At 72.7% G+C, this 26,126-nt stretch carries 28 protein-coding genes; 14 read left to right on the top strand and 14 right to left on the bottom strand.

Annotated features, from left to right (window positions below; all coding sequences use genetic code 11):
• Nucleotides 1–144: 144 nt before the first annotated feature.
• Nucleotides 145–678 carry a hypothetical protein gene (locus OOK34_RS09425; RefSeq protein WP_267033413.1) on the bottom strand — a complete coding sequence of 178 codons (534 nt, stop codon included), beginning with the start codon at nucleotides 676–678 and terminating at the stop codon, nucleotides 145–147.
• A 263-nt stretch (nucleotides 679–941) separates the two neighbouring features.
• Nucleotides 942–1,868, bottom strand: a complete 927-nt coding sequence (locus OOK34_RS09420; RefSeq protein ID WP_267033412.1) for a cyclase family protein — start codon at nucleotides 1,866–1,868, stop codon at nucleotides 942–944.
• A gap of 88 nt (nucleotides 1,869–1,956) precedes the next feature.
• Here OOK34_RS09420 and OOK34_RS09415 point away from each other — a divergent pair, with 88 nt between their 5' ends.
• Genes OOK34_RS09415 through OOK34_RS09405 form a run of 3 tightly spaced genes read left to right on the top strand, consistent with a single transcriptional unit; the run spans nucleotide 1,957 to nucleotide 5,140 of the window.
• Entirely contained in the window at nucleotides 1,957–2,868 is a 912-nt protein-coding gene (locus OOK34_RS09415) for an SDR family oxidoreductase (RefSeq protein WP_267033411.1), read from the top strand.
• A gap of 14 nt (nucleotides 2,869–2,882) precedes the next feature.
• Nucleotides 2,883–4,076, top strand: a complete 1,194-nt coding sequence (locus tag OOK34_RS09410; RefSeq protein ID WP_267033410.1) for an acyl-CoA dehydrogenase family protein — start codon at nucleotides 2,883–2,885, stop codon at nucleotides 4,074–4,076.
• Nucleotides 4,073–5,140 carry a Zn-dependent alcohol dehydrogenase gene (locus tag OOK34_RS09405; protein ID WP_267033409.1) on the top strand — a complete coding sequence of 356 codons (1,068 nt, stop codon included), beginning with the start codon at nucleotides 4,073–4,075 and terminating at the stop codon, nucleotides 5,138–5,140. Before OOK34_RS09410 ends, OOK34_RS09405 begins: the two co-directional genes overlap by 4 nt.
• A gap of 116 nt (nucleotides 5,141–5,256) precedes the next feature.
• Here OOK34_RS09405 and OOK34_RS09400 read toward each other — a convergent pair whose 3' ends face one another.
• Nucleotides 5,257–5,856 carry a flavin reductase family protein gene (locus OOK34_RS09400; RefSeq protein WP_267036677.1) on the bottom strand — a complete coding sequence of 200 codons (600 nt, stop codon included), beginning with the start codon at nucleotides 5,854–5,856 and terminating at the stop codon, nucleotides 5,257–5,259.
• Nucleotides 5,857–6,197: 341 nt separating this feature from the next.
• Between OOK34_RS09400 and OOK34_RS09395 the strand changes: the two genes are divergently transcribed.
• Nucleotides 6,198–6,992, top strand: a complete 795-nt coding sequence (locus OOK34_RS09395) for a VOC family protein (RefSeq protein ID WP_267033408.1) — start codon at nucleotides 6,198–6,200, stop codon at nucleotides 6,990–6,992.
• Between the two features lie 15 nt (nucleotides 6,993–7,007).
• Here OOK34_RS09395 and OOK34_RS09390 read toward each other — a convergent pair whose 3' ends face one another.
• From OOK34_RS09390 to OOK34_RS09380, 3 genes are all read right to left on the bottom strand, one after another.
• On the bottom strand, nucleotides 7,008–7,802 hold the full coding sequence (locus OOK34_RS09390; protein ID WP_267033407.1) for an enoyl-CoA hydratase/isomerase family protein: 795 nt from the start codon (nucleotides 7,800–7,802) through the stop codon (nucleotides 7,008–7,010).
• Nucleotides 7,803–8,153: 351 nt separating this feature from the next.
• Nucleotides 8,154–10,388 carry an acetate--CoA ligase family protein gene (locus OOK34_RS09385; protein ID WP_267033406.1) on the bottom strand — a complete coding sequence of 745 codons (2,235 nt, stop codon included), beginning with the start codon at nucleotides 10,386–10,388 and terminating at the stop codon, nucleotides 8,154–8,156.
• 181 nt (nucleotides 10,389–10,569) lie between these two features.
• Nucleotides 10,570–11,724, bottom strand: a complete 1,155-nt coding sequence (locus OOK34_RS09380) for an NAD(P)/FAD-dependent oxidoreductase (protein ID WP_267033405.1) — start codon at nucleotides 11,722–11,724, stop codon at nucleotides 10,570–10,572.
• A 159-nt stretch (nucleotides 11,725–11,883) separates the two neighbouring features.
• Here OOK34_RS09380 and OOK34_RS09375 point away from each other — a divergent pair, with 159 nt between their 5' ends.
• A complete protein-coding gene (locus OOK34_RS09375; protein WP_267033404.1) occupies nucleotides 11,884–12,654 on the top strand; it encodes an aspartate/glutamate racemase family protein in 771 nt (256 codons plus the stop codon).
• A 71-nt stretch (nucleotides 12,655–12,725) separates the two neighbouring features.
• Here the strand turns inward: OOK34_RS09375 and OOK34_RS09370 are convergent, their stop codons facing one another.
• On the bottom strand, nucleotides 12,726–14,015 hold the full coding sequence (locus OOK34_RS09370) for a DUF11 domain-containing protein (RefSeq protein WP_267033403.1): 1,290 nt from the start codon (nucleotides 14,013–14,015) through the stop codon (nucleotides 12,726–12,728).
• 197 nt (nucleotides 14,016–14,212) lie between these two features.
• On the opposite strand from OOK34_RS09370, the gene OOK34_RS09365 reads away from it, so the two are divergent.
• Both OOK34_RS09365 and OOK34_RS09360 read left to right on the top strand, forming a co-directional pair.
• Entirely contained in the window at nucleotides 14,213–14,665 is a 453-nt protein-coding gene (locus OOK34_RS09365; protein WP_267033402.1) for a DoxX family membrane protein, read from the top strand.
• Complete coding sequence (locus OOK34_RS09360) at nucleotides 14,662–15,087, top strand: Zn-ribbon domain-containing OB-fold protein (protein WP_267033401.1); 426 nt, start codon at nucleotides 14,662–14,664, stop codon at nucleotides 15,085–15,087. The genes OOK34_RS09365 and OOK34_RS09360 overlap by 4 nt, the downstream gene beginning before the upstream one ends.
• Here the strand turns inward: OOK34_RS09360 and OOK34_RS09355 are convergent.
• From OOK34_RS09355 to OOK34_RS09330, 6 genes are all read right to left on the bottom strand, one after another.
• Nucleotides 15,084–15,749: a pyridoxal 5'-phosphate synthase gene (locus tag OOK34_RS09355; protein ID WP_267033400.1), complete on the bottom strand. Its 666-nt coding sequence runs from the start codon at nucleotides 15,747–15,749 to the stop codon at nucleotides 15,084–15,086. The two genes, OOK34_RS09360 and OOK34_RS09355, sit on opposite strands and share 4 nt — an antisense overlap.
• Before the next feature lie 72 nt (nucleotides 15,750–15,821).
• The gene (locus tag OOK34_RS09350) at nucleotides 15,822–16,028 is read right to left on the bottom strand and encodes a hypothetical protein (RefSeq protein ID WP_267033399.1); all 207 of its coding nucleotides are present in this window, start codon (nucleotides 16,026–16,028) and stop codon (nucleotides 15,822–15,824) included.
• 87 nt (nucleotides 16,029–16,115) lie between these two features.
• Nucleotides 16,116–16,676 carry a hypothetical protein gene (locus tag OOK34_RS09345; RefSeq protein ID WP_267033398.1) on the bottom strand — a complete coding sequence of 187 codons (561 nt, stop codon included), beginning with the start codon at nucleotides 16,674–16,676 and terminating at the stop codon, nucleotides 16,116–16,118.
• Nucleotides 16,601–17,053, bottom strand: a complete 453-nt coding sequence (locus OOK34_RS09340; protein ID WP_267033397.1) for an NUDIX domain-containing protein — start codon at nucleotides 17,051–17,053, stop codon at nucleotides 16,601–16,603. The genes OOK34_RS09345 and OOK34_RS09340 overlap by 76 nt, the downstream gene beginning before the upstream one ends.
• 101 nt (nucleotides 17,054–17,154) lie before the next feature.
• Nucleotides 17,155–17,364, bottom strand: a complete 210-nt coding sequence (locus OOK34_RS09335; RefSeq protein WP_267033396.1) for a hypothetical protein — start codon at nucleotides 17,362–17,364, stop codon at nucleotides 17,155–17,157.
• Nucleotides 17,361–17,579: a hypothetical protein gene (locus OOK34_RS09330; RefSeq protein WP_267033395.1), complete on the bottom strand. Its 219-nt coding sequence runs from the start codon at nucleotides 17,577–17,579 to the stop codon at nucleotides 17,361–17,363. The genes OOK34_RS09335 and OOK34_RS09330 overlap by 4 nt, the downstream gene beginning before the upstream one ends.
• A gap of 114 nt (nucleotides 17,580–17,693) precedes the next feature.
• On the opposite strand from OOK34_RS09330, the gene OOK34_RS09325 reads away from it, so the two are divergent.
• Nucleotides 17,694–18,884, top strand: coding sequence for a helix-turn-helix domain-containing protein (locus OOK34_RS09325; protein ID WP_267033394.1), 1,191 nt, complete (start codon nucleotides 17,694–17,696; stop codon nucleotides 18,882–18,884).
• Between the two features lie 73 nt (nucleotides 18,885–18,957).
• On the opposite strand, the gene OOK34_RS09320 is transcribed toward OOK34_RS09325, so the two are convergent.
• Complete coding sequence (locus OOK34_RS09320; protein WP_267033393.1) at nucleotides 18,958–19,968, bottom strand: helix-turn-helix transcriptional regulator; 1,011 nt, start codon at nucleotides 19,966–19,968, stop codon at nucleotides 18,958–18,960.
• Between the two features lie 236 nt (nucleotides 19,969–20,204).
• Here OOK34_RS09320 and OOK34_RS09315 point away from each other — a divergent pair, with 236 nt between their 5' ends.
• The 6 genes from OOK34_RS09315 to mpaC all read left to right on the top strand — a co-directional run bounded on the left by OOK34_RS09315 (nucleotide 20,205) and on the right by mpaC (nucleotide 26,080).
• Nucleotides 20,205–20,480, top strand: coding sequence for a hypothetical protein (locus OOK34_RS09315; RefSeq protein ID WP_267033392.1), 276 nt, complete (start codon nucleotides 20,205–20,207; stop codon nucleotides 20,478–20,480).
• A gap of 49 nt (nucleotides 20,481–20,529) precedes the next feature.
• A complete protein-coding gene (locus OOK34_RS09310) occupies nucleotides 20,530–21,489 on the top strand; it encodes an LLM class flavin-dependent oxidoreductase (protein ID WP_267033391.1) in 960 nt (319 codons plus the stop codon).
• A gap of 199 nt (nucleotides 21,490–21,688) precedes the next feature.
• On the top strand, nucleotides 21,689–22,723 hold the full coding sequence (mpaB, locus tag OOK34_RS09305) for a daptide biosynthesis RiPP recognition protein (RefSeq protein ID WP_267033390.1): 1,035 nt from the start codon (nucleotides 21,689–21,691) through the stop codon (nucleotides 22,721–22,723).
• Nucleotides 22,724–22,737: 14 nt separating this feature from the next.
• Nucleotides 22,738–23,592 (top strand): daptide-type RiPP biosynthesis methyltransferase, encoded by an 855-nt coding sequence (mpaM, locus tag OOK34_RS09300; protein ID WP_267033389.1) that lies wholly within the window; start codon nucleotides 22,738–22,740, stop codon nucleotides 23,590–23,592.
• Nucleotides 23,589–24,902 carry a daptide-type RiPP biosynthesis aminotransferase gene (mpaD, locus tag OOK34_RS09295; RefSeq protein WP_267033388.1) on the top strand — a complete coding sequence of 438 codons (1,314 nt, stop codon included), beginning with the start codon at nucleotides 23,589–23,591 and terminating at the stop codon, nucleotides 24,900–24,902. Before mpaM ends, mpaD begins: the two co-directional genes overlap by 4 nt.
• Nucleotides 24,899–26,080, top strand: coding sequence for a daptide-type RiPP biosynthesis dehydogenase (gene mpaC, locus OOK34_RS09290; protein ID WP_267033387.1), 1,182 nt, complete (start codon nucleotides 24,899–24,901; stop codon nucleotides 26,078–26,080). Before mpaD ends, mpaC begins: the two co-directional genes overlap by 4 nt.
• The last annotated feature ends 46 nt before the right edge of the window (nucleotides 26,081–26,126 follow it).

Below are 26,126 nucleotides of genomic sequence, written 5' to 3'. Positions count from 1 at the left end.
GCGGCGGAACGTGACACCGCTCCGGGGGTTCGGGGTGTGAGCTGGGTCTCGTCCGGCCGGTTCGGGAGCGATGACGTGAGTGGAGGCGCCCGTGCCGGCGCCGGAGGGGGCGGGGCACGGGCGGGTGGGCTTACGGGGGCGGGGTCAGCAGGGGCGGATGTGGTAGACGGGGCTCCAGGCCGCCGTGCCGGTGTCCTTGGCGACGTTCGACCAGCGCTCGCTGCCGTTCTGGTTGTAGAAGCGGGCCCGGGTGCCCGAGCTCTGGTTGTTGTTGAAGGTCCCGTCGCCGACGCCGCTGAAGTCGTAGTAGCCGCAGTAGTAGTAGTCGTAGGTGCTGCCGGTGCCGTCCTTGATGCACAGGTGGCCGTTGGCGCAGGCCAGGGCCGCGTCCGGGGCGGCCAGGTCGCGGGTTTCGCGCTGGCCCGGGGCCCTGAGGACCAGGTCTCCGCCGGCGATGGTCAGTTTGTTCGCGGAGACCTGGCGGGCCTGCGCGTCCGTGGCGAGGACGGTGTCGACCCGCTGCTGGAGCTGGGCCGCCTGGGCGGCGGTCAGCCCGGCGGCGCGGGTCTGCTGGGAGAAGGTGGTCTGCGGTGAGGTCGAGGCCTCGGCGGTCAGTACCGGGCCCGCGATCAGTGCCGCGGTCGCGGTCATCATCGCGAGGATCCTGCGCGGTGACATGGTTGTTCCCCTCTTCTTCGGCAGCCAGGAAGCCAACCGCTCGTGGCGGTGGCCTGGGAGTCGCGGGACTCATCGTTCCGAAATCGGGACATGTCATGAAGGGGGGAATCGGTCGACTCACGGCTCTTGGGCGGATACCTCCACAGTGTGTCCGTCCCACGCGGCACAGCTGTTTTCGATCAGATGTGTGGTACATGCATTGTTTTGGCTGGCCGGTGCGGGTGTGGGCGGAGAGCGGTCGGTGCGTGGCGTGATGCGGCGGGTCAGAGGACCGCGACCGGTGCCACCGGGGTGCCGGTGCCGCCGACGAAAGGTTCCGGCATCGCGGAGAGCAGGAAGCTGTGGCGGCCGGCTTCCGCACAGGCTGTGGACAGGGCTTCGAGGTTCCAGTTCTGGCCCTGGTGCATGCCCATCTCGACCAGGTCGAGGGCGTGCACCGGCAGCCAGAGGTTCTCGATCTCGGGCGGGAAGATCTCGAAGGTGAGCGTGTCGTTCGCGACGGCCGCCACGTCCCGGGCGTGGAACCACTCCGGGGTGCGGACGGAGAGGCCGGGCGAGGGGAAGCCGTAGCCGTGCTTGTCGCCCGCCAGGTAGACCTGGATCTGGCCGGTGCGGACGAGGACGATGTCCCCCGGGCGGACCGTCACTCCACCGAACTCCTCCGCCTCCGCCAGGTCTTCCGGGGTGACCGCGTGGTCGCCCGGGAGGCGGTCCAGGCCCTTGGCGCGCGCCACGTCCAGGAGGACCCCGCGCGAGACGATGGGCGTCGCCTTCTCGATGCCGCTGAACAGGGCGCGGGAGTGCGCGGTGATCGAGGAGGCCGGGCGGCCGTTGTAGATCCTGCCCGAGTGCGAGACGTGGGTCAGGGCGTCCCAGTGGGTGGCCGACTGGAGCCCCATCGTCACGGCGTCGTCGCTGCACGCCACCGTGCCCGGCCCGAAGATCTCCTGGTTGATCTGCACCATCGTGTGCAGCGGGTTGATCCGCCCGGGGATCAGGCCCGCCTGCACCCCGTCCTCCTTGAGCGGGAGGGCGAGGGGGATGCGGCGGCCGGTGCGGACCTCGGCCGCGGCTGCCCGTACGACCTCGTCGGTGATCAGGTTCAGGGTCCCGATCTCGTCGTCGGCGCCCCAGCGGCCCCAGTTGTTGATCCGCTTGGCGATGTCGTGGAACTCGGGGGGGAGGGTCACCGGCCATCAGCTCCTAGGGCTTGTGTGAAGGGATCTGACTGGTCATAGAATCTAACGGACCGTCAGAAAACGCGGGAAGGGGTCGGGCGTGGGGAACTTCTTGACAGGGAAGGTCGTCGCCGTCACCGGCGCCGGCCGGGGCATCGGCCGGGCCGTCGCCCTCGCCGCCGCCGCCGAGGGCGCCAAGGTCGTCGTCAACGACTACGGGGTGGGGATCGAGGGCGGGGAGCCGACCAGCGAGATCGCCGAGGGGGTGGTGAAGGAGATCACCGCCGCCGGCGGGGAGGCCGTCGCCGTCGCCGACGACATCTCCACCATGGCGGGCGGACAACGCATCGTCGACACCGCCCTCGCCCGGTACGGGCGCATCGACGGGGTGGTCTGCGTCGCCGGCATCCTGCGCGAGCGGATGCTCTTCAACATGTCCGAGGAGGAGTGGGACCCCGTCGTCGCCACCCACCTGAAGGGCACGTTCACCGTCTTCCGCGCCGCCTCCGCCGTGATGCGGCGGCAGGGCGGCGGCACCCTCATCGGCTTCACCAGCGGCAACCACCAGGGCTCCGTCGCCCAGGCCAACTACAGCGCCGCCAAGGGCGGGATCATCTCCCTCGTACGCAGCGCCGCGCTCGGGCTGAACAAGTACGGGGTCACCGCCAACGCCGTCGCGCCCGTCGCGCGGACGCGGATGTCGGCGAACGTGCCGATGGAGCTCAAGGAGATCGGGGAGCCGGAGGACGTCGCCGCGCTCGTGACCTACCTGCTCAGCGACCGGGCCAAGGAGGAGGGCATCACCGGGCAGGTCTACACGATCGCCGGCCCCAAGATCGCCGTCTGGGCGCAGCCGCGCGAACTGCGCGCCGGCTACGCCGAAGGCTCCTGGACCCCCGAGAAGATCGCCGACTTCCTGCCCGGGACGGTGGGCACCGACCCGATGCCGATGCTCGCGCAGCTGGAGGCCATGGCCAAGGCGGCGGCCGCCAAGGACCGCCCCAACGCGTAAGGGGGCACGGGGACATGGACTTCGGCTTCGGCGCCGAGGACGAGGAGCTGCGCGGGCGCGCCCGGGCGTGGCTGGCGGAGCACCTCGTGGGCCCGTACGAGGAGGCCATCGGCCTCGGCGGGCCCGGCAGTGAGCACGAGGGGGTCGAGACCCGGCGCGCGTGGGAGCGCGAGCTGGGCCGCGGCGGCTGGATCGGCCAGGGCTGGGCGGAACAGGGGTACGGCAACCGCCCGCTCTCCCTCACCGGACAGGTGGTGTGGGCCGAGGAGTACGCGGCCGCGCGCGCCCCCGCACGGGTCGGCCACATCGGCGAGAACCTCCTCGCACCGACGCTGATCGCCTACGGCTCCCCGGAGCAGAAGGACCGCTTCCTGCCCGCCATCGCCCGCGGCGAGGAGCTGTGGTGCCAGGGGTACTCCGAACCGGGCGCCGGATCGGACCTGGCCGGCCTGCGCACGGCGGCCGTACGCGACCGCGCGGACGGGCTGCTGCGCGTCACCGGGCAGAAGATCTGGACCTCCCTTGCCCAGGACGCCGACTGGTGCTTCGTCCTGGCGCGGACCGAGGCCGGGTCCCAGCGGCACCGGGGGCTGTCCTTCCTCCTCGTACGGATGGACCAGCCGGGCAAGGTCGACGTCCGGCCGATCCGGCAGATGTCGGGCACCGCCGAGTTCAACGAGGTCTTCCTCGACGGCGCCGTCGCCTCCGAGGTCGTCGGCGGCGAGGGCAACGGCTGGGCCGTGGCCATGGGCCTGCTCGCCCTGGAAAGGGGCGTCTCCACGCTCGTCCAGCAGATCGGCTTCGCGGCCGAACTGGAGCGGGTGGTCCGGGCCTACGCGGCTTCGGGCGCGCCGGATCCGGTCCTGCGCGAGCGCCTCGTCCGGCAGTGGGCCGAGCTGCGCACCATGCGGTGGAACGCGCTGCGCACCCTCGGCGCCGAGGGCGGGCCGGGCGCGCCCAGCGTGGCGAAGCTGCTGTGGGGCGGGTGGCACCGGCGGCTCGGGGAGCTGGCGGTGGCGGTGCGGGGCGCGGTGGCGACGGCCGGGCCGGGGCTCTGGGCGCACGGGGCGCCGTACGAACGCGGGCTCGACGAGGAGCAGCGCCTGTTCCTGTTCACCCGGGCCGACACGATCTACGGCGGCTCGGACGAGATCCAGCGGAACATCATCGCCGAGCGGGTGCTCGGCCTGCCTAAGGAGCCCAGGTGAGAGGCGTCGTGTTCGACGGCAAGCAGGCCCAGGTGGTCGGGGACCTGGAGATCCGGGACCCCGGGCCGGGGGAGGTGCTGGTCGCGATAGCGGCGGCCGGGCTGTGCCACAGCGACCTGTCGGTGATCGACGGGACGATCCCCTTCCCGCCGCCGGTCGTGCTCGGGCACGAGGGGGCGGGTGTGGTCGAGGCGGTGGGGCCGGGGGTGACGCACGTGGCGCCCGGTGATCACGTGTCGCTGTCCACCCTCGCCAACTGCGGGGCGTGCGCGGACTGCGACCGCGGCCGGCCGACGATGTGCCGCAAGGCGATCGGGATGCCGGGGCAGCCCTTCTCGCGGGGCGGGCAGCCGCTGTTCCAGTTCGCCTCCAACTCGGCCTTCGCGGAACGGACCCTCGTCAAGGCCGTGCAGGCGGTGAAGATCCCCGAGGACATCCCGCTGACCTCGGCCGCGCTGATCGGCTGCGGGGTGCTGACGGGCGTGGGGGCGGTGCTGAACCGGGCCAGGGTGGACCGGGGGGAGACGGTGGTCGTCATCGGCACCGGCGGGATCGGGCTGAACGTCCTCCAGGGCGCCCGGATCGCGGGGGCCACGACGATCGTGGCGGTGGACGCGAACCCGGCGAAGGAGGCGGTGGCCCGGCAGTTCGGCGCCACCCACTTCATCGACGCCTCCGCCGTTCCCGACTCCTCGGCGGCGGTGCGGGAGATCCTGCCGACGGGCGCCGACCACGCCTTCGAGTGCGTGGGCAACGTCAAGCTGATCCGCCAGGCCGTCGACCTCCTCGACCGGCACGGGCAGGCGGTGCTGCTCGGGGTGCCGGGCTTCAGGGAGGAGGCGTCGTTCCTGGTCTCGTCCCTGTACCTGGACAAGACGATCATGGGCTGCCGGTACGGGTCCTCGCGGCCCCAGCGCGACATCGCGCTGTACGCCGAGCTGTACCGGCAGGGGAAGCTGCTGCTGGACGAGCTGGTGACGGAGGTCTACCCGGTGGAGGACTTCGCCAAGGCCGTGGACGACGCGCAGCACGGGCGGGTGGCGCGGGGGGTGCTCACGTTCTGAGGGTGGGGGGTGGGCCCGGTGCGCGTACGGGTGCGTACCGGGTGGCCCCGGCCCCGGCCCCGGTGCGGCCCCGGTGCGGGTCCGGTGTGCGTACGGGTGCCCGGGCCCGGTGTGGGTCAGTCGGCCAGGCGGCCGAAGCGGCCCTTGTGGAAGAGGAGCGGGTCGCCCTCGCCGGCGGCGCCCATGGCCTCGACGCGGCCCACGACGATCAGGTGGTCCCCGCCGGTGTGGACGGCATGGATCCGGCAGTCGATCCAGGCCGGTACGTCGTCCAGCTGCGGGGATCCGGTCGCGGGTGCGGGCCGGTGCGGCACCCCGGCGAACTTGTCGGCGCCGCTCACCGCGAAGGCCCGGCACAGCTCGCCCTGCCCGGCGCCGAGGATGTTGACGCAGAACACCCCGGCGCGGGCGATCCGCGGCCAGGTGGTCGACGTACGGGCCACCATGAAGGTGACCAGGGGCGGGTCGAGGGAGAGCGAGGCGAAGGACTGGCAGGCGAAGCCGGCCGGGCCCTCCTCGCCGTCCGCGGCCGGGGCGGTGATGATCGTGACCCCGCTCGCGAAGTTGCCCAGTACGGCCCGGAACTCGGCGGGGCTGACGGGCGCGCGCTCGTCCTCGCCGACGGCCCGCAGGTCGGGGCGGGGCAGGGCGTCGACGTGTCCGGCCGAGGTGGGGGAGCCGGCTGACCTGAGGTATCGGACGACGGTGGCCGCCATCCCTGCGTGTCCCATCACATGGACGATTGAAGCTGACGGTTCGTCAGATGGGAAGGGGTGGGTGTGGGGTGGTTCGCCCTGCCGGTCACCGCCGCGGCGCGGGCTCCCCTTCGGCCTGATGTGGGCCTGGGTCGCCGGGCTCGCGGTGCTGCCGGTCGCCGGGGTCGGGATGGTGCCGGGGTCGGGATGGTGCTGGGGGGTGTCCGGCCCTGATCGCTGGGCGTGGCGGGCCCGCCGATCGGGTGAATCCGCCCGGGCGTGCAGGGCCGTACGCGGTCGCGGGGGCGGGGGGTGGGCATGGTGGCCAGCGACCGTGTCGCCGCACCCGCTGGAGGACTCCCATGCTCGGCACCGACTTCCGTACCGGATCGCCCAACTGGCTCGACCTCGGGAGCCCCGACGTGCCCCGGGCGGCGGCCTTCTACGAAGCCGTCCTCGGGTGGCGGTTCGTCTCCGCCGGACCCGAGGCCGGGGGGTACGGGTTCTTCCAGGTGGACGGGAAGACCGTGGCCGCGATCGGCCCGCTCACCGACGAGGGGGCGACGTCCGCGTGGATGCTGTACTTCAACACCCCGGACATCCAGAGCACGGCCCGCGTGGTGCAGGCCGCGGGCGGCCGGGTGCGGACGGAGCCCATGGACGTCATGGGGGAGGGCTGGATGGGGCAGTTCACCGACCCGCAGGGCGCGGAGTTCGCCTGCTGGCAGCCGGGGAAGAACGCCGGACTGGAGCTGGCCTCCGCCGAGAACAGCCTGGTGTGGGCGGAGCTGCACGTACCGGACCCGGACGCGGCCCTCGCCTTCTACGGCGGGCTGTTCGGGTGGCGGTCCGAGGAGATGGAGGCGCCCGGGATGACGTACCGGGTGCTGAGCACCGCCGACGGCGACCAGCGCGAGACGTCCTTCGGCGGGGTGGCGCCGCAGGGTGAGGGCGCGGGCGGGGCGTCGGCCATGGTGCCGCGGTGGGTGCCGTACTTCCACGTGGCGGACGTGGACGCCACCGTCGCGGCGATCGAGGCGAACGGCGGCGGGGTGCTGATGCCGGCGGCGAACGTGCCGGACGTCGGGCGGATCGCGTGGGGCGCCGACCCGGCGGGGGCGGTGTTCGCGCTGCTGAAGCCGAATCCGCGGATGTAGGGGCCCGTTGGTGGGTTAGCGGCCCAGGTACTTCGGTGTGCGGCGCTCCACGAAGCCGGCCACGCCCTCGTTCGCGTCGGCGGTGGCCATGTTGAGCTCCTGGGCGGTGGCCTCGGCGGCGAGCGCCGTCGCCCGGTCGCTGTCCAGGGAGGCGTTGACCAGCTGCTTCGTGAGCGCGAGGGCGCGGGTGGGGCCCTGGGCGAGGCGCTCCGCCCAGTCGCGGGCGGCCGCCTCCAGTTCGTCGGCCGGGACCACCTTGTTGACCAGGCCGAGGCGGGCGGCCTCCTGGGCGGGGACCGCGTCGCCGAAGAACAGCAGTTCCTTGGCCTTCTGCGGGCCGAGGAGGCGGGGGAGGAGGTAGGCGCCGCCGCCGTCGGGGACGAGGCCGCGGCGGACGAACACCTCGATGAAGCGGGCCGGTTCGGCGGCGATGACGAGGTCGCAGGCGAGGGCGAGGTGGGCGCCGATGCCGGCGGCGGTGCCGTTGACCGCGGCGATGACGGGTTTCTCGCAGTCGAGGACCGCGGTGATGAGGCGTTGGGCGCCTTGGCGGATCATGCGGGAGATGTCGCCGACGACGCGGTCGGTGGTGGTGCTGCTGGGGCCGCTGCTCCGGAGGTCGGCGCCCGCGCAGAAGCCCTTGCCGGTGGCGGTGACGACGACGGCGCGGATGCCGGGGTCGGCGGAGGCGTCGGCGAGCAGGGCGATGACGCGCTCGCGTTGGTCCCAGGTGAGGGCGTTCATGGCGTCGGGGCGGTTGAGGGTGATCCAGGAGACGTTGGCGTCTACGCGGTGCAGGATCTCGTCCATGGCGGTGCGCTCCTGTGGTGGTGGCTGCGGGTGGGTCGGGGCCGGGGGCGGGGTGGGGTGTCGTCCGGGACGGGCTTCGATGTTCGGCGCCTTGGCGGTGCTTGGTTTGCGGGGCGGTGGTTTGCGCCGAATTCATCTCGTTTTAGTCCCGGACGACACCCCACCCCGCCCCCGTCCCCTTACGTGCGCGACCCCGTGCTGGCGCAGTCCCATCCGGTCCGGCTGGCGCCATCCCAGCCCCGCCGCACCCCCAGCCTCGCCGGCGTTTGAGGCGCGGGGTCCGGGGCGGAGCCCCAGGGAACGGGCGAAGGGTGGGGTGGGGAGCAGCCCGCGCAGCGGCCAGGGCCACCGTCAGCGGCAGATGGCCAGCGCGTCCAGCGCCACCGCGCCCTGCCCGCGGGGGAGGACCATCAGGGGGTTGATGTCCAGCTCGGAGAGGTCGTCGCCCAGTTCCAGCGCCATCCGCTGGACCCGCAGGATGACCTCCACCAGCGCGTCCACGTCCGCCGGGGGTGCGCCCCGTACGCCCTCCAGGAGGGCGTGGCCGCGGAGTTCGCGGAGCATCGTGCGGGCCTGGTCCTCCCCGAAGGGGGGTACGCGGACCGCCGCGTCGCCCAGGACCTCCACCAGGACCCCGCCGAGTCCGACGGTGACGGTGGGGCCGAAGAGGGCGTCCTGGGTGACGCCGACGACCATCTCGACGCCGCGTTCGATCATCTGGCAGACCAGGATCCCGTCGAGCGGGATGTTCTCGTAGCGGGCTATGTCCGTCAGCTCGCGGTACGCGTCGCGGATCTGGCTCGCCGAGGTGAGGCCGACCTTGACCAGGCCGAGTTCCGTCTTGTGGGCCAGCTGGGGGCCCGAGGCCTTCATGACGACCGGGTAGCCGACCAGGCCCGCCGCCCGGACGGCCGCCGCCGCGCTCGTGACGAGCTGTTCGCGCGGGACGCGGATGCCGTAGGCGCGCAGGAGCTGCTTCGCCGCGTGTTCGCTGAGCTGCTGGCCGGGGCGCATCAGGGCCTGGGCCTTGCGGTGGGAGGGGGAGGGGGTGCGGGGGGCGTCGGTGAAGGGGGAGCGGTACGAGGCGGTGAAGCGGTGGTGGCCGAGGTAGGCGCGGACGGCGGTGATGCAGTTGCCGAAGGTGCGGAAGGTGGCCACGCGGGAGGAGCCGAGGAGGGTGGTGCGGTAGGCGTCCTCGGTGCCGACGGGGGAGCCCCAGATCACGCAGATGAGTTTGTCCGTGGCTTCCGCCGCGTCGACCAGGTCCTGGGCCAGCTTGTCGCTCATCGGGGGGAAGGGGCCGGTGATCGGGCAGATCAGGACGCCGACGGAGGGGTCGGCCAGGATCGCGTCGATTATTTTGCGGCCCCGCCAGTCGCCGACGGGGTGGCCACCGTTGTCGACGGGGTTGGCGACGTTGAGGTAGGGCGGGATCCACTGGTGGAGCTCGGCCTGTTTGGGCTCCGAGAGGGCGGGGAGGGTGAGGCCGGCCTCGGTGGCCAGGTCGGAGAAGTGGGCGCCGGTGCCGCCGGAGATGGAGTAGACGACCACCCCGTCGGCCTGCGGGGGGCGGGCCCGGGCGAGGAGGGCGGCGGTGTCCTGGAGTTCGTCCAGGCCGTCGACGCGGATGACGCCGAACTGCCGCATGGCGGCGTCCACGACGGTGTCGGCCCCGGTGAGCTTGCCGGTGTGGGAGGCGGCCGTGCGGGCGCCGGTCTCGGTGCGGCCGACCTTGACCGCGACGACCGGGACCTTGTTGCGGGCGGCGCGGTCGGCGGCGAGGAGGAAGGCGCGGCCGTCCTTGAGGCCTTCGACGTAGCAGGCGATGGCGCCGACCTCGGGCCGCTCGGCGAAGTAGGAGATGAAGTCGGAGGTCTCGAGGTCGGCCTCGTTGCCGGTGGGGGCCCAGTGGGAGAGGCGGATGCCCAGCTCCTGGAGGGTGTAGACGGGCCGGCCCTGGTGCCCGGACTGGGTGATGAGGGCGATGGCCGGGCCGTCGAGGTCGTCCCGGAACCTCTCGAAGGCGTTGAGGTTGGTGTTCGGGCCGAGCAGGCGCAGGCCGGAGCGGCGGACGGCGGCGGCCAGGCGGGCCTGGGCGGCGGCGCCCGCGTCGCCGGTCTCGGCGAATCCGGAGGCGAAGGCGACGGCGAACTTGACCTTCGTGTCGGCCAGTTCCTCGATCACCGGGACCGGGTCCGCCACGAGGAGGACCGCGAGGTCGACCTGTTCGGGCAGGTCGGCCACGGAGGCGTGGCAGGGCAGCCCGAAGACGGCGGTGCGGGTCGGGTGCACCGGGTGGACGCGGGCGCCGACGCGCTCGGCCCAGGCGATGAGCTGCCGGGTGATGCCGGTGTTGGGCCTGCCGTCGGCGTCGGAGGCACCGATGACCGCCACGGACTCGGGCCGGAAGAAGCGGTCCAGGTCGGGCACGTCGGAGTGCAGGGGCCGGCCGCTGACGTCCAGCGCGGCCGAGTCCTCTGTGGAGGGGGCCGCGGTGGAGTGGACGGCCGTCCTGGGGGTCTCCCCGCAGGCCTCGACGCGTGCGCGGAAGTCGGTGGTGAGGGTGCCGTGAGTAGATCCAAGCATCGCTTCGCCCGCTCCCTGCTCGATGAACCCCGATGGAATCGTCTGTAGCTGACGCGTTGTCAGATTACTGAACTGACGCGCCGTCAGGAATGGGGTTGCGCAGGAAAGGTCGTGGAGGTGGTGTGTTGAACGGTGTCAGATCCGTCCGGCGAGGGGCCAGACCCGATTCGGCCTAGCGTCGCTACCCGCGCGAGAGGGCCTTGGCTATCTTCGCCGCGTCGCGGGACAGCTCGCGGAGCATGCCGCTGATCGGGTTCGTGTAGCCGGTGAAGTACAGCCCCGGGGCCTGCTCCGGGCTGCGGGCGCCGTGTACGAGGGGCCGTCCGCGTTCGTCCAGCACGCCCAGGTGGCCGACCAGGCCCTCCAGCCCGCGCCGGTAGCCGGTCGCCGCGACCACCGCGTCCGGGGTGATCCGCGTACCGTCCGCGAGGAGTACGCCGGCTCCGTCGAAGGAGGCGACCGCGGCCACCGGCTCCACCCGCCCCGCGCGCACGGCGTCGATCAGGCCGACGTCCTGCACCGGGATCGCCCCCTCCCGCACCCTGCTGTACAGCCCGGCTTCCGGGCGCGGGAGCCCGTACGCCGTCAGGTCCGGGACGGAGGCCTTGGCGACGAGCGCCCCGAGCCGGTCCACGAGCCGCACCGGCAGCCTGCGCACCAGGATCCCCGTGCACTGCGCCGGCCAGCCCAGGGTGGAGCGGCGCACGATGTGCGGGGCGGTGCGCACGGCGAGCCGCACCCGCGCGGCCCCGCCCTCGGCGAGGTCCACGGCTATCTCGGCGCCGGTGTTGCCGACGCCGACGACGAGCACGTCCTGCCCCGCGTAGGGGCCCGGGTTCCGGTAGCCGGCGGCGTGCAGCAGCTGCCCGGTGTACGTCTCCCGGCCCGGCCAGTCGGGGAGCGCCGGGGTGTGGTTGTAGCCCGTCGCCACCACCACCGCGCCGGCGGCCAGCAGCCGCCCGCCGGAGGCGTGCAGGGTCCAGCCCTCCCCGTCGGCGGCGCGCTCGATCCGGGTCACCTCGACGCCGGTGACCAGCTCCAGCTCGTGGTGCTCGGCGTACTTCTCCAGGTAGCGGACCACGTCGGCGCGAGCGACCCAGCGTCCGAAGCGGCGCGGGATCGCCAGTCCGGGGAGGGCCGACAGTCGGCGGGTGGTGTGCAGGCGCAGCCGGTCGTAGTGGCCCCGCCAGGAGGCGCCGACCGCGCCGGACCGCTCGACGACCACGGCGCGCACCCCGCGGGCGCGCAGTGCGGCGGCGACGGCGAGGCCGCCGGGGCCCGCGCCGATCACGTACACGGGGCGGGGCTGGGTGGAGGTCAGGTCGGGCTCGGGCATGAGGAGTGAGCGTATCGACACCCAGCGTTGATGGGTCTCGGTCAAGGAGGGAATCGATTGCGGATCGATCACGGGCGGGCGCCGGCCCGGCGCGGCCCGCCGCCGCTACGGAGCGAATGCTGACAAAGTGGGTCATCCAGCCCCCGAGAGGAGTGCGCGATGTGGCAGCCCGACGGGTGGGACGTACGCGTCCGGCTCGGTGTCCTCACCCCCCACGCCGATGTCGGCCCCGAGTCGGAGTTGCGCGCCATGGCCCCGCCCGAGGTGGGCCTGCACACCGCCCGGGTGCCGTTCGCGGCGATGGGGCCCGGCGGCACGATGGGGCTCACCGTGCCGCTCGCCCCGGTACGGGCCTTCGCCGAGCCCCCGCACGTGGACGACGCCGCCGAGCTGCTGGCGGGCGCGCCGGTGGCGGCGATCGCCTACGCCTTCACCAGCTCCGCCTACGTGATCGGCGCGCGCGGGGAGGCGTACATGCTGGACCGGCTGCGCGAGCGCGCCCGCGGCCTGCCGGTGGTCGCCACCTGCGCCGCCGTCGTGGAGGCGCTGCGGCTGCTCGGGATCGGGCGGCTCGCGCTCGTCGACCCGCCGTGGTTCGACGCCACCCTGAGCGACCTGGGGCGGGGCTACTACGAGGAGGCCGGGTTCGAGGTCCCGTACGCCGCCCCGTGCGGGCTGCCCAGCGGGCAGGCGCTGATCCGGCCGGAGGCCCTGTACGGCTGGGTGCTGGAGCAGGTTCCCGACGGGGCCGAGGCGGTGGTCGTCGGCGGGAACGGCTTCCGCGCCGTCGGGGTGATCGGGGCCCTGGAGGCGGAGCTGGGCCGGCCGGTGCTGACCGCGAACCAGGTGCTGCTCTGGGCCGCCCTGCGCGCGGCGGGCGCCCCGGTGGACGGGGTCAGGGGCTACGGGCGGCTGTTCGACACCCCGTAGGGAGGTGTCCGCCCGATACGGGAAGGACCCGGATGCCCGCCGGCATCCGGGTCCTTCATGGTGTGAGCCGGCTAGCTCTGCGGGCGCGGGGTGATCTCGGTGGTCGCGGTGTCCGTGTTGTTGGCCTTGTGCGGGTCCGCGTCGTCACCGAACACCGTGGCGGTGTTCGACACGGTGGTGGCCTCCGTCACCTCTGCGGCGGTCCCCGTCACCGTGATCTGCTCGTGGTGGCCCTTCTGCAGCGGTCCGCCCGTGCAGGAGAGGGTGCCGTCGGTGATCGTGCACCCCTCGGTCGTCGTGGCGGGGTTCAGGATCTGCGACGGGATGCGGTCGGTCAGGGACCAGCCGGAGGAGTCGCCGCCCTTCTTGCCCTTCTTCCCCTCCTTGCCCTCGTTGCGCACGGTGATGCGGTAGGTCACCGTCGCGCCCGACTCGACGGTCTTGGGGGCGCGCTTGTGCACTGCCAGGTCGGCGGAGGAGTCGAGGAAGCAGGAGGTGGCGTCGAGGTTCGTCGCCGGGGTGGTGTCCTGCACGGACAGGACGGTGAACTCGGGGCTGGCGGCGGCGGCGTTCTTCACGTGCAGCCGGTGGAGCGTGCCGGAATTGCGGAAGAAGCCGAGGTCGCCGTTGCCGTAGACGAAGACGCCGCCGAAGTCCTCGCCGCCGGGCAGGACGCCGGGGAAGAAGTCCACGCTCTCGTTGGCGATGTCGATGCGGGCGATGGCGCCCGCCTCGGTGGAGCCCCACAGGAACCCGTCACGGAAGGCGATGTCGAAGATGTCGAGGGCCTGGTCCTCCAGCTCCTCGACGTCGATGGTCCCCGTCACCGAGGCCTTGCCGTGGTGGTCGATCCCGACCCGGTAGATGAGCCGGTTGTTGTCGGCCAGGATGTAGTAGTTGCCCTCGTCGTCGAACGTGCCCGAGATGTAGAGGTCGGACGGCAGGCCCTCGATGGGGCCGAGGTTGGTGAACTTCCCGTGGCCGTCGAACCGGATCAGCTCGTTGTCCGCGCCGCCGAAGCTGGTCCCGTAGAGGAAGCGGTCCTCCGGGTTGACCCCGATGGCGTTGTAGAGGAACGGCGTCGGGTCGCCCAGTGGCGAGAACTGGACCGCCCCGGGGCCTCTGTCGGCGGTGTAGAGCTGGTCCTCCGGGTTGCCGAAGGAGACGTAGACCTGCCCGTCGCACGCGACGGGGTTCTTGCCGTGCGGGTTCTCCGCGACCGCCGCCGTGGGGGCCGGGTCGGCGCCGGCCGGTGGGGCCAGCATGCCGGAAGCGAGTCCGGCGACCAGACCCATCGCGCCCAGAGTGGAGAGCGCGCGCAGCCGCCGCGCCCGGTTCGGCCCGTATGTTCCTCGACTCACGAACATGCACCTTTCGCTGCTGAGTGACAGACGGCGCCGCTGGCGCCCGCCATAGATCAGCACAAACCATCCCGGGTCGGACATCGCGGCTCGGCTTCGGCGGCGGGTTTCGCCCCAAAGCACCAGGGGTGCCTTGCGGGATCGACCCCGATCGGCTGAACTGACGTACCGTCAGATCAAATGATGGAGGGCGCCCCATGCAGACCGTCTGGCTCACCGGGGCCGAATGGCTCGCCGTGCTGCGGATAGGCCTCGGCCTGTGGTGGCTGGAGAGCTGGCGGCACAAGGACAAGAAGGGCTGGTTCGAGCGCGGCACGGGCATCGCCTGGGCCGCCGACGTCGCCGGCAAGCACCGCTGGCCCTTCGTGAAGAGCGGCTTCGAGAAGGTCGTCCAGCCGAGGCCCAAGCTGATGGCGTACGTGGTCGTCTACGCCGAACTCGCGCTCGGGCTCGGCCTGGTGCTCGGCTTCCTCACCCCGGTCGCCCTCGTCGGCGGGCTGCTGCTGAACCTGCTCTACCTGGTCCTGATGATCCACGACTGGGCCGAGCAGGGGCAGAACGCGATGATGGCGCTCATCTCGCTCGTCGCGCTCCTCACCCTGTCCTGGCAGACCTGGTCCCTCGACGCGACGATCGGAATCCTCCTTTGAGCGCCGTACGGTACGACCTCCCCGAGACGGACGAGTTCACCCGCCCCTACTGGGACGCCGCCGCCGAAGGCCGCCTGCTGCTGCGCCGCTGCGCCGACTGCGGGCGCGCCCACCACTACCCGCGCGAGTTCTGCCCCTCGTGCTGGGCCGGCGAGGACCGGGTGACCTGGGAGCCGGCGAGCGGCCGCGCGACGCTCTACACCTGGTCGGTGGTCCACCGCAACGACCTCCCGCCCTTCGGTACGCGCGTCCCCTACGCGGCGGCCGTCGTCGACCTCGCGGAGGGACCCCGGATGATGACCGAGGTCGTCGACTGCCCGTACGAGGACCTCCGCGTCGGCATGCCCCTGCGCGTCTCCTTCCGGGAGGCGGCGGAGGGGGTCTGGCTGGCGGTCTTCCGGCCGTACGGGATGACTCCCTAGGGCCAGAGCAGCTCCCGCAGCCACGCGCCCCCGGCGGTGCGCCGGTAGCGCAGGCGGATGTGCCGCCGCGCGGCGTCGCCCTGGAAGAACTCGGCCTCGGCGGGCTCGAGTACGTACCGCGTCCAGGTCGGCGCCGGCGCGTCCGGCTCCGCCCCCGCCCGCTCCCACGCCGCCGCCGAGGCCCGCACCAGCTCCTCGCCCGAGCCCAGCACCTCGCTCTGCCGCCCCGTCAGCGCGGCCGCCAGCGCCCCGCGCGAGCGCACCGCCAGGTCCGCCCGGCTCTCCTCGGGCCCGCACACGAGGACCCGGCCCCGGATCCGCACCTGCCGCGCCACCGACGGCCAGTAGAAGCACAGCGCCGCCTCGGCCCGCCCCGCCAGCTGGCGGCCCTTGGCGCTCGTGGAGTGCGAGGCGAAGTGCCAGCCGCGCTCGTCGGCGTCGTGCAGCATGAGCACGCGTACGTCGGGCCGCCCCTCGGAGTCCACCGTCGCCAGGCTCATCGTGTGCGGCTCGGGCTGCCCCGCCCGGGCGGCGTGGACGAACCACTCCCGGAACAGGGCGAGCGGCTCCCCGGGCGCGGCCGCGGCATCGAAGCCGGGGAGCGGGCTGTCCCACACCCGCAGGGAGTGCAGGACCTCATGGAACTCGCTGCTGCTGCTCATGCGCCCCAGGCTAGGGGTTCCAAGACGACGCCCCCCGCTTCCGCCGGTAGGCATGAAGCGGGGCCTTGGTCGTCAGTACGACGGGGTGCGGAACCGGGCGGCGCCGGCCTGGGGTGCGAGACCATGCCCGGAGGTGAGCTGCCGGACATCTGCGGCGTCCAGGCGTCCGGTCGAGTCGCGGTAGGCGAAGCGGTCCGGTCCGCCGGGTTCCTGGATGCCGCACCGCTCGGCGGCCTGCCGGGTGATGGCGCGTGCCTCCCAGTCGCAGGCCCCTTCCATGACGACGCCGAGATTGCGCGTGCCTGGTGTGTCGACGGTGTCCGGCGCCGAGTAGGTGCGCCCGTCGGGGCGGCGGAAGTTGACGCCCTACTGGCTCCGGACGATCTCGCCGTTACGAAGGCGGTAGCTGCGGTACGAGCCGTAGTGGAGGCAGTCGTGGGCGTAGGAGCGGAGCAGGTCGAGCGCGGCCAGGGGCGGGTTCTGCGGCGTACTGGTCAGCGGCCCGTACATCGTGATGAGGGCGCGCATCTGGAGGTGCCGGTAACCCTGGTTGGGGTGGTGGAAGCCTCCCCATGCGGCCGTGTCGGCGGACTCGGTCCCGATCACCACGCGCTCCGGCGGAAGCAGCCGGGTCATGCCCAACTCGCGGTACCGCAGGCGCAGCAGCTCCACCCCTTCGTGGAAAGGGTGCATGTCGTGTCCGGCGGTCCGCCATTCGGCCAGGGCGGAGGGGAGCGGCAGGAACCGGATGCCGGGGTGCTGGGGGGTGAGGGTGTCCTCGGTACGCAGTACGAGCAGTCGGCCGGCCAGCTCCCCCGTGGGGTCGATGGCGTGCTCGTTCGGGGCCAGGGTCAGGCCGCTGTCCCGAGGATCAGCGCCCGGTGGGACTCCTGCAGCCCGCTGGGCAGTTCGTCCGGGGAGAACCATCGTGCCTCCAGAATCTCGAACGAGTCGGTGGTGATTTCGCCGCCGACGAACGAAGCCTCGTAGGCGACCTCGACGCGCAGTTTGTATCCGCTGTTCAGGTTCACCAGGCGGCCGGCCTTGACGTCGAGTCCGGTCTCCTCCTTGACCTCGCGGGCCACGGTGGCGCCGAATTCCTCGCCCTTGACGGCGTAGCCGGTGGGCAGGCCCCACTGGCGGCCTTCGGGCCACATGCGGTGGCGCAGCAGCAGGACGCGCCCCTGGTCGTCGCGGACGATGCCGGTGACGCCGACCATGAATTTCGCGTGTGCCAGCCACAGGACACGCCACTGCATGGGGCCACGGATGATGCGCCAGATACGGGCGATCAGCTTGTGCACGGGATCCTCCTGCGGTGTGGGCGGTCCCCCACTGTGGCGTACATGGGGCGCGCGTGAGAGCCGGGGAGCCCAGGATCACCGGATGGCTCGAGTCTGGGTGTTCAGCGGGCGTCGGTCTGGCGGAGCGCCTGGTGGTCGGCGACGACCCACTCGACACCGCCGCCCTCGGGGCGCAGGAAGATCGCGCGGGGGATGACGCGCCGCGTCTGCGGGTCCTCCCACTCGCCGATGAACTGGATGATCCCTTCGCGGTCCTTGGCGGGGTCGAGGACGCGGGCGCCCTCGTAGAGCCAGGAAGGGGGCTCGCTCACGCCGTACCGTCCTCGCCGGCCGTGTCGGTGCGGGCGTGCAGGTCGCCGAGTTTGCGCCAGCCGCGCCTCGCCCTCGCGATCAGGGCCGGGGAGGGCTGGCCGTACTGGCTGGTGACGTCGGCCTCGACGGCGAAGGCGTCCCACGGAATGCGCGCGTCGGGCTGGCCTTCGAGCTGTCGGGCCAGCGGGGTTCGACGGGGGAGGGGCTCGTTCAAGGCACTCGCTCCTATCCGAAGTGGTGGTATGGCCAGTGAAGCCGTCCAGACCCGTTCGGACGATGTCTGACGGAGGGTCTGCAAAGGCTGTGCATGGATCGGCACACTCTGTGCATGGGCGATTCGCTGGGGGATGTGCTGCGGCAGGCTCGGAGCGCCAAACGACTGTCGCAAGGGGAAGTGGGTAAGGACGTCGGATACTCCGGTTCCTGGCTGTCGCGGGTAGAAGCCGGGAAGATCCAGCCGGACCATGCCGCGCTGGCCGCTTTGTGTGGTGTCCTGGGCCTGACTGCTGCTGATGTCGGACTCGAAGGGGATGACGTGCACCGCCGAAACGTGCTTACGCTCGGTCTGGGAGTCGGTATCGCCGCCGCTCTGCCCGGCACGGCCGCCGCAGCCGCTGCCGATCCCAAGGAGCTGGTGGAGCGGTCGCTGTTCCGTCTGCCCGAGGCGCGGCCGACGTCCCGAGCGTCGCTTGCGGCTGCGCTGACCGAGGCCCGGACGGTGTTCCAGGAGGCGCAGTACAGCAGGCTGAGCCGCACCCTGCCGTCGCTGATCTCTGGCTCCCTGGCGTCGCAGGCCCACGACATCGCAGCCCGCGCATACGTGCTGCTCGCCCAGCTCGCGATCAAGAACTACCAGGGTCCGTTCGCCGGTATCGCGGCCGAGCGGGCCCGTGCGCAGGCGGAGCTGACGGGCCATGCGGTGGTGATGGGGGAGGCGGCGCACTCGATGGGCGTCACGCTGCGGCGCGGCGGGGAGTATCAGGCGGCCATCGACCATCTTCGGCAGGCAGCGGACCGGCTCGGTAGCCGGTCCGAAGAACTGGCCATGCGGGGGACGCTGATGCTGACGGCCTCGTACAGTGCCGCGCAGGCCGGTTGGCGGGGGCAGGCCATGGAGCTGATCGGGCAGGCTGAGGAGACCGCCAAGCGCCGGGAGAGCGCCGCTCAGCGCCTCTACATCCCGGGCGTCTTCGGCCAGGACCAGACGAAGGTCTTCCGGATCTCGGTTCACCACGCGCTCGGCGAGGACGACCAGGCGCTGAATCACGCGGAGAAGATCGACCCCCGCCGACTGCCGAACGCGGAGAGGCGGGGCCGGATGTGCATGGACGTTGCCCGCGTGTGGCAGGGTCTCGGCGAGCCGGAGAAGGCGTTTCACGCCCTGCGTGCTCTGGCCTCGTACGCACCCGAGGAGGCGACCCGGCCGAAGGTGAGGGCCATCGCCTCGGAGCTGCTGGTGATGAACCCGGAGATGCCGGGGCTGCGCAGGTTCTCCCAGAAGATCGGCGCGACTGTCTGAGCGGAATCCTCGACTGAAGGACCTTGGAGGACCCGACCCGTGTCGGGTCCTCACATGCCCACCGGGCGGTCCCTCAGATCCAGCCGTGGTCGCGGGCCAGGAGGGCTGCCTGGAAGCGGTTCGTCGCGCCCAGGCGCTGCATCAGGTCCGCCACGTACTTGCGGTACGTACGGACCGACACCCCCACCTCGCGGGCCCCGCTCTCGTCCTTCTCCGCCTGGTACATGGTGGCCAGCACCTTGCGCTCGATCACGCTCAGCTCGCCCTCCGGGCCCTGCCGGGCCGCGACCGCCTCCTCCAGGGGGACGGAGTCCGACCACATCCGCTCGAACAGCGAGACCAGGTTGGCCACCAGCCCCGTCTCCCGGATCACCAGGGCGCCCAGGCGCGGGTTCTGCGGATCGATCGGGGTCAGCGCGGCCGCCCGGTCGAAGACCAGCATCCGCTCCAGCGGCTTGTCCGAGATCCGGATCTCCGCCCCCATCGCCGAGATCTCCTGGAGGTAGGCCAGCGTCGGCGCGTCCTCCACCGCCGCCGGGCGCATGATCGTGCGCATCCGGATGCCGCGCCGCAGGATCCGGGCGTCCAGCGGCCGGGACGCCTCGATGCTGGCCGGGCTGAGCGCCCCGTGCGGCTGGGTGGTCAGCCCTTCCTCACGGGTGAAGAACGTCAGCTCGTCGATCACCGCCCGGACGTTGGGCGTCCCCTCTACCCGCTCGATGGCCGGCCGCTCCGACGCCTCGCGCGCGACCGGACGTACCGCGTCACGCTCCGCCAGCAGCGATTCCACGACCCGCTGCTCGGCCGCCACCCGCCGCAGTTCCTCGCGCAGCTCCCGCAGCCGCAGGTCGATCAGCCGCTGTACGGCGATCGCCGGCGGGGCTGGCCGGATGCTGCCGTTGTCGGCCAGGGAGGTCAGCTCCATCGACTCCAGCCGCCCCGCCCCCTCCTCCACTTCCGGAACGGGCCGGCCGAGGTGGCCGGCCAGGACGGTGGGTGTGCCTTCCGTGAGACGGAGCAGGCATCGGTACAGGTCTTCGTCCTCTGGTGATATCCCCAGGTGGGTGAGGCTTCCGGTGCGCAATGGTTCCCCCTAGTGATGGTGCCCCGTGTGGTCAGCACGGTGGGCTGATCATACGAACGCGGACACCGGCTGACCATGAGTAACGGAAGCGATCCCACCGCTCCCGGTTCCACCCGACGTGCAGCTTGTTGCACGGAGGAACGCAGGAAGCTGCGTCCGAAACCGCTCGAACGCGCGCCCTTTGATCGGCAGTCTTCTCCTTGTCGGAACAACGACGATCAACACAGGGGGAAGCAATGGAGAAGACCACGCTCGCAAGGCGGACGCGATTCGCTTCGGTCATCGCGGGATTCGCGGTCGCGGCCGGACTCGTCTTCGGCGGGCCTTTCATCCACCCGCCGGCCCAGGACACGCTCACCGCGTCCGGCCCGGTGTCCGACAAGGCCCGTTGCTTCCTCTCCGTCGTGGAATCCGGGAACGCCGGAAACGCCGAGAGCATCGCCGACTGCACCGGGTCCCTGAAGCCCCTGAAGCCGGCCTTCGACCGGCGCGAGACCTTCGACTGGGTTTAACGGACAGACAGAGCGAACGAACGAGGAAGGAAGAGGGGAGCGCGACACCATGACCGCATACTCGGTACTCATACCGTTCCTGCCGCGCCGGCCGGAACAGATCCTCCCCTACGCCGGCCTCGTCCACTGGACCCACGCGGAGCGGCTCTGGCAGGGACAGTCCCTGATGGTCGAACCCCACCACGGGTTCGTCCACGCGGCCGGAGCCGGCTTCCGGGTCCCGACCGGGCTGGGCGTGACGCTGATGCCACTGCGCCACCCCTACGAGGCCGCCGTCCAGGCCCGCTCGCTGGCCCTGGCCACCGGGCAGCCGGTGACCGCCGGCTTCGGGCCCGGGGCGCCGTCCCTCCAGCAGGCCCTGCTCGGAGCCCCGTACCGCAGTCCGCTCACCGCGGCCCGCGAGTACCTGACGGCGGTGCGCGGCCTGCTGGCCGGCCGGCACGTGCAGATGGCGGGCGAGTACGTCACCTGCGACGCGCAGCTCGCGCCCTTCCCCTCCGCCCCGGTGGAGCTGGGGCTCGGCGTACTGCGGCCCGCGATGGCCCGGCTCGCCGGGGAGGTCGCCGACGTGGCGATCACCTGGCTGACCCCGGCCGCCTACCTGCGGGACACCGTGCTGCCGGCGCTGCGCGAAGGCGCGGAGAAGGCCGGCCGGCCGGTGCCCCGGCTGACGGCCATGGTGCCGCTGGCGCTCGCCCGGCCCGACCGGACAGCGGGTGAGATCGCGCTGGCCAGCAACTCCGCGCACCTGGGACTTCCGCACTACATCGACATGCTCCGCAAGTCCGGGATCGGCATCACCGGCACGGACCGGGAAGCGGACGCCCGCGCCCTGGCCGAAGGCCGCGGATTCCTCTGCGGCGACCTCGCGGAACTCCTCGCGCAGCTGAAGGAGTACGAGGAGGCCGGCGTCGACGAGGTCGTCCTGAACGTCACCGGCGTGGCCAATCTCTACGGCCCGCAGGCGGCCACCGAAGAACTCAGGACGATTCTGTCCGCCCTGGCCTAGCCCAGGCCCGGCCCGGTTTTTGGCCATGGTCCGGCCCTGCGCCCGGCCCTGTGTTTGGCCTTGGCCCGGCCCTGCGCCCGGCCCTGCGCCCAAGGCCCTGTTTTGGCCTTCGCCCGGCCTTGGTCCGGCGCCTGACCGACGCGTGCTGCGCGTTCACCGAATCGCTTCGAATCGCTTCGCATTACTTCAAGGGGGAGTCATGGCGGGAATCAAACGGCATCTGATGCTCTGGGGTACGGGAAAGCCGGGCGCGGAACTCTCCGCGGAGGGCGCCGCGACGGTCGTCCTGGAGAATCCGGAGCACCTTTCCACGCTGCTCGGCTCGGATCTCGTCGGCCCGCGCTCCGTGGTGTTCACCCCCGGCCACGCCGAGGACACGGACACGCCGCAGGGGCCCGTCATCGCCGGTTACGAGGGCTCCCTGAGCGAGCCCGGCGCCGAATGCTCCCTCGGCACCGACTTCTACCTCCAGATCCAGAACTACGGCATCAGCGCCTACATGTCGGTCGTCGGCCCCACCCTGATCCGCGTCGCCGACGAGATGGACCAGAGCGCCTACCTCGCCGACGCCGACCAGGCCCGGCAGGCGGGGGACTTCCCCGACTTCCTGACCAACCCCGTCATCCAGCTCGCCGACCTGCCCGCCCTCGGCGCCGGTACGGCCGGCGACGGCCCGCGTCGCAGGCTCTACGCCGACCAGGACGGAGTCCTGTCCACCGCCCCGGGCGGCGCCCGGATCGGCGTCCTCGGCGAGGACACCCTGGAGCAGGTCGAGACCCGCTGGCTGCTGTCGCAGGCCGCCGCCGGGCAGGGACCGGCCGCCGAGCGCCCCTGGCTGGGGCGCTACCTCGCCGCGGTCGGCGCCGTCCGCGACCTGCGGGCCCGCGGCCTGGCCGACGTGAAGGTCTCCGGCTTCGGCGGGCGCCTCGGCGCCGCCGCGGCCTCCGTACCGGCCGACGAGGCGATGGACACCACCGACGCGCTGCTGCCGCTGCTGCTGTGGTCGGGCGAGAGCGCCTTCGTCCACGACCCGGCGAGCGGGCGCACCTTCGGCCTCGACCCGGTCGCCGCCGCCCTCGCCGAGGTGCTGCTGGTGGCCGGTTCGGTCGCGGCGGGCTCCGTCTACGCCGACCGGGCCGGACTGGAGCAGGTCGCGGCGTACTTCGCGGACGCCGGGATCACCCTGTGCGCGGCCGGTGACAGCGCCCGCGAACTCGTGACGGCGGGGCACTGACCGCCATGACGACCATGACCACGACACTGACGACGACACCCATGTCGGAGGCGGGCCACCGCCTCCCCACCCCCGCCGACGTCCCCGGACGGGCCGGCGAGCTGCTGGCCTCCCTCGGTGAGCGGGCCGTGCTGTGCGACCTGTACGACGCGGTCGGCGCCTCCGTCTACCACGACCTCGCCGGCACCGGCACCCACGAGGTGCGCGAGCTGCTCGCCCTGGTCCGCCGCATCCCGGGCCCCGTGCTCGACCTGGCGGCCGGCTCCGGACGCCTGACGCTGCCCCTGCTGGCGCTGGGCCGCGAGGTCACCGCGCTGGAACTCTCCCCGTACATGCTGGAGTTGCTTGACCGGCGGCTCGCGGACGCCCCGCCCGCCCTGCGCGGGCGCTGCCTGCCCGTACGGGCCGACATGAGCGACTTCGCCCTCGGCCGGCGCTTCGGTGCGATCGTGCTGGGCACCACCACGATCTCCCTGCTCGACGCCGAGGGTCGCCAGGGCCTCTACCGGGCGGTGCGCGAACACCTCGAGCCCGGCGGCCGGTTCCTCCTCTCGACGGTCGACATGACCGCCACCGCGTCCGGTCCCGCCGAGGTCGACATGGAGATCGTGACCGACAGCGGCCGCGCCTACCGGCTCTTCGAGCACTGGACCCCCGACGCGGGCAGCCGCACCGTCACCCTCTTCCCCGCCGTGACGGCCGCGACAGGCCCCGTGCAGGTCTGCACCACCACCATCGGCGTCCTGCCCGCCGAACTGCTGGAGGCCGAACTGGCCGCCGCCGGGTTCTCGGTCCGCTCCCGGCACCCGCTGCCCGCCGTGGGCGAGCGCCACCACGACGTACTCCTGGAGACGGAGGTGACCCCGTGAACGAGACGACACCCCCCGGCCACCACCCCCTGTGGCCGTCCCTGACCGTACCGCAGGACCAGGGCCGCGACGACCTCTGCGCGGTCTCCGCCCAGGGCGTACGGGTCCGCTTCGCCGACGGACGCGAACTGCTCGACGGCTCCAGCGGCCTGTGGAACACCAACATCGGCTACGGCAACGAGGAGATCGCCCGCGCCGCCGCGCAGGCCCTGCGCGAGGCCTCGTACCTCTCCGTCTTCCGCTACGAGAACTCCTACGCCCGGCGCGCCGCCGAGGCACTGGTCGAGGCGGCCGGCCCCGGACACTACGGCCGGGTGCTGTTCTCCACCTCCGGCGGCGCCGCCAACGACCTGGTCATGAAGGTCGCCCGGCAGTACCACGCACTGCGCGAACAGCCGCAGCGCAAGGTGGTCGTCGGCCTGCGCGGCAGCTACCACGGCCTGACCTACGGCAGCTTCGCCCTGACCGGCGACGACCTCGGCCAGCAGCTCTACGGCGTCGACCAGCGGCTCGTCCGCCACGTCGCCCCCAACGACCCGGCCGAGCTGGGCACGCTCATGGCCCGCCAGGGCGGCCAGATCGCCGCCGTCGTCGTCGAGCCGGTGCTCGGCAGCGGGGCCGTCCCCCTCACCGAGGAGTACCTCGGGGAACTGCTGCGGCTGCGCCGGGAGCACGGCTTCCTGCTGGTCGCCGACGAGGTCGCCACCGGCTTCGGCCGCACCGGCAGCCTCTTCGCCTCCCAGCAGTGGGCCGAACAGCCCGACCTGCTCGTCTCCTCCAAGGGACTCACCAACGGCACCAGCGCGGCGGCCGTCGTGATCGCCTCCCGCCGGGTGGCGGCGGCCTTCACCGAGGCCGGCGCGGTCCTCACCCACGGGGAGACCCAGGCCGGCACCCCGGTCACCTGCGCCACCATCCTCGCCACCCTCGACGAGATGCGCCGCCTCGACGCGGTCGCCCTCGGCCGGCGGCTGTCGGCCCGGCTGGACACCGAACTGGCCGCGCTCGTCGCCGACCACCCCCGGGTGGCGGCCACCACCGGCCTGGGCCTCTTCCGCTCCGTCCGGCTGTGCGACCCGGACGGGACCCCCTTCCCGCAGGATCAGGTGCACGCCCTGGTGCGGGCGGTCCGGGAGGCCGGCGCCATCGTGCACCCCGGGGTCAACGGGGTGCAGCTCTTCCCCGCCCTCACCTACACCGACGCCGACCTCACGGAACTGCTGGCCTGCGTCACCGCCGGACTGGACATCCACCTGGCACGGACCGCCGCCCCGGCGGCGCAAGCCCTCGCCGCCGAGGCCCTGGCGTGAGCGCCGGCTGGCGGCCCCCGGCCCAGCAGCTGATCGGCTGCGACAGCCTGGGCGCCTGGTTCACCGGCCGCCCCGAGCGACGGGTCACCGTACTCGTGGACGAAGCGGTCGCCGCCGCCCCGGTCACGGACCGGGTCCGCGCCCTGCTCGCCGGGGACCGCCACCGCACCCGGGTGCTGGAACTGTCCGGCCCCGGGGACCTGGAGACGGTCGCCGAACTCGCCGGCCGGCTGGCGGACACCGAGCTGATCGTCGGCATCGGCGGCGGCTCCCTCCTGGACCAGGCCAAGCTGGCCGCCCTGTTCCGCACCAACCCCGACGCGTACGCCCGCCTCACGGTGCCGCAGCGCAGCGGGCTGATGGTCCTGGGCCCCGGCACCGCGCACGGGCTCCCGCTGGTCGCCGTCCCCACCACAGTCGGCACCGGCACCGAGTCCAGCGGGGTCGCCTGCCTCGGCTACCCCCGCCACGGCAAGCGGCTCGTGATGGGCACCGCACTGCGGCCCACGGCGGCCGTCCTCGACCCGGTCGCCACCGCCACCCTCGACGACGAACTCATCGCCGAGGGAGTGCTCGAAGCGCTGTTCCGCGTGGTCAGCCCGTACGTGGGCGACCACGGGGACCTGCCCACCGAGGACGCGCTGGTGGAGACCATCGCCGAACGGCTGGTGCTGCTGGGCCACGAGGTGCGCGACGCGCGCCGCGCCGGCCGGCCCACCGGCGACCGGCTGCGCCTGGAGATCGCCAAGCTCAGCGGCCTCAGCCACGCCGAGTGGGCCCACCTGGGCCGCGACCTGTACGCGGTCAAGGGCTGGCTCATCGCCAACGAGCTGTCCTCCGCCCTCGGCGTGCGCAAGATGACCGCGGTCGCCGCGATCCTGCCGCACCTGTGGCGGGCCATCTCCGCCGGCGAGGCCCGGCTCGGCTCGGCCGTCCGGCTGGAGCGCATGTGGTCCCGGCTGCGGGCCACCGACCCGGACACCCTGCCCCGGGACCCGGCGGCGGGCATCGAGGCCCTCGTCGACTCCTGGCGGATCGACCGGAGCATCACCGCGGGCCCCGACCGGCTCGCCGCCATCGCGGGCCGCACGGTCCGCGCCTGGGGCGCCGGCCTGCCGATGCTCGGCGGCCTGCGGACCGACGAGGTGTACGGCCTGCTGGCCGAGGCCGCGGCCTGACGCCGCAGGCCCAGCACCACCTGCACCACCACAAGCTTCCGCACCC

It is taken from the genome of Streptomyces sp. NBC_00091 (assembly GCF_026343185.1).
GTDB lineage: Bacteria > Actinomycetota > Actinomycetes > Streptomycetales > Streptomycetaceae > Streptomyces.
Note: the sequence above shows the minus strand (reverse complement) of the source record. Positions and strands in the feature narration are given on the sequence as shown.

Coding starts and splice junctions, on each gene's coding strand:
- OOK34_RS09325 (WP_267033394.1), top strand. CDS start 17,694: ATGGGCGATTCGCTGGGGGATGTGCTGCGGCAGGCTCGGAGCGCCAAA.
- mpaB (WP_267033390.1), top strand. CDS start 21,689: ATGGCGGGAATCAAACGGCATCTGATGCTCTGGGGTACGGGAAAGCCG.
- OOK34_RS09385 (WP_267033406.1), bottom strand. CDS start 10,388: ATGCTTGGATCTACTCACGGCACCCTCACCACCGACTTCCGCGCACGC.
- OOK34_RS09390 (WP_267033407.1), bottom strand. CDS start 7,802: ATGGACGAGATCCTGCACCGCGTAGACGCCAACGTCTCCTGGATCACC.
- OOK34_RS09355 (WP_267033400.1), bottom strand. CDS start 15,749: ATGAGCAGCAGCAGCGAGTTCCATGAGGTCCTGCACTCCCTGCGGGTG.
- OOK34_RS09365 (WP_267033402.1), top strand. CDS start 14,213: ATGCAGACCGTCTGGCTCACCGGGGCCGAATGGCTCGCCGTGCTGCGG.
- OOK34_RS09375 (WP_267033404.1), top strand. CDS start 11,884: ATGTGGCAGCCCGACGGGTGGGACGTACGCGTCCGGCTCGGTGTCCTC.
- OOK34_RS09395 (WP_267033408.1), top strand. CDS start 6,198: ATGCTCGGCACCGACTTCCGTACCGGATCGCCCAACTGGCTCGACCTC.
- OOK34_RS09310 (WP_267033391.1), top strand. CDS start 20,530: ATGACCGCATACTCGGTACTCATACCGTTCCTGCCGCGCCGGCCGGAA.
- OOK34_RS09345 (WP_267033398.1), bottom strand. CDS start 16,676: ATGGTTCTCCCCGGACGAACTGCCCAGCGGGCTGCAGGAGTCCCACCG.
- mpaM (WP_267033389.1), top strand. CDS start 22,738: ATGACCACGACACTGACGACGACACCCATGTCGGAGGCGGGCCACCGC.
- OOK34_RS09380 (WP_267033405.1), bottom strand. CDS start 11,724: ATGCCCGAGCCCGACCTGACCTCCACCCAGCCCCGCCCCGTGTACGTG.
- OOK34_RS09315 (WP_267033392.1), top strand. CDS start 20,205: ATGGAGAAGACCACGCTCGCAAGGCGGACGCGATTCGCTTCGGTCATC.
- OOK34_RS09425 (WP_267033413.1), bottom strand. CDS start 678: ATGTCACCGCGCAGGATCCTCGCGATGATGACCGCGACCGCGGCACTG.
- OOK34_RS09410 (WP_267033410.1), top strand. CDS start 2,883: ATGGACTTCGGCTTCGGCGCCGAGGACGAGGAGCTGCGCGGGCGCGCC.
- OOK34_RS09350 (WP_267033399.1), bottom strand. CDS start 16,028: ATGGAAGGGGCCTGCGACTGGGAGGCACGCGCCATCACCCGGCAGGCC.
- OOK34_RS09400 (WP_267036677.1), bottom strand. CDS start 5,856: ATGGCGGCCACCGTCGTCCGATACCTCAGGTCAGCCGGCTCCCCCACC.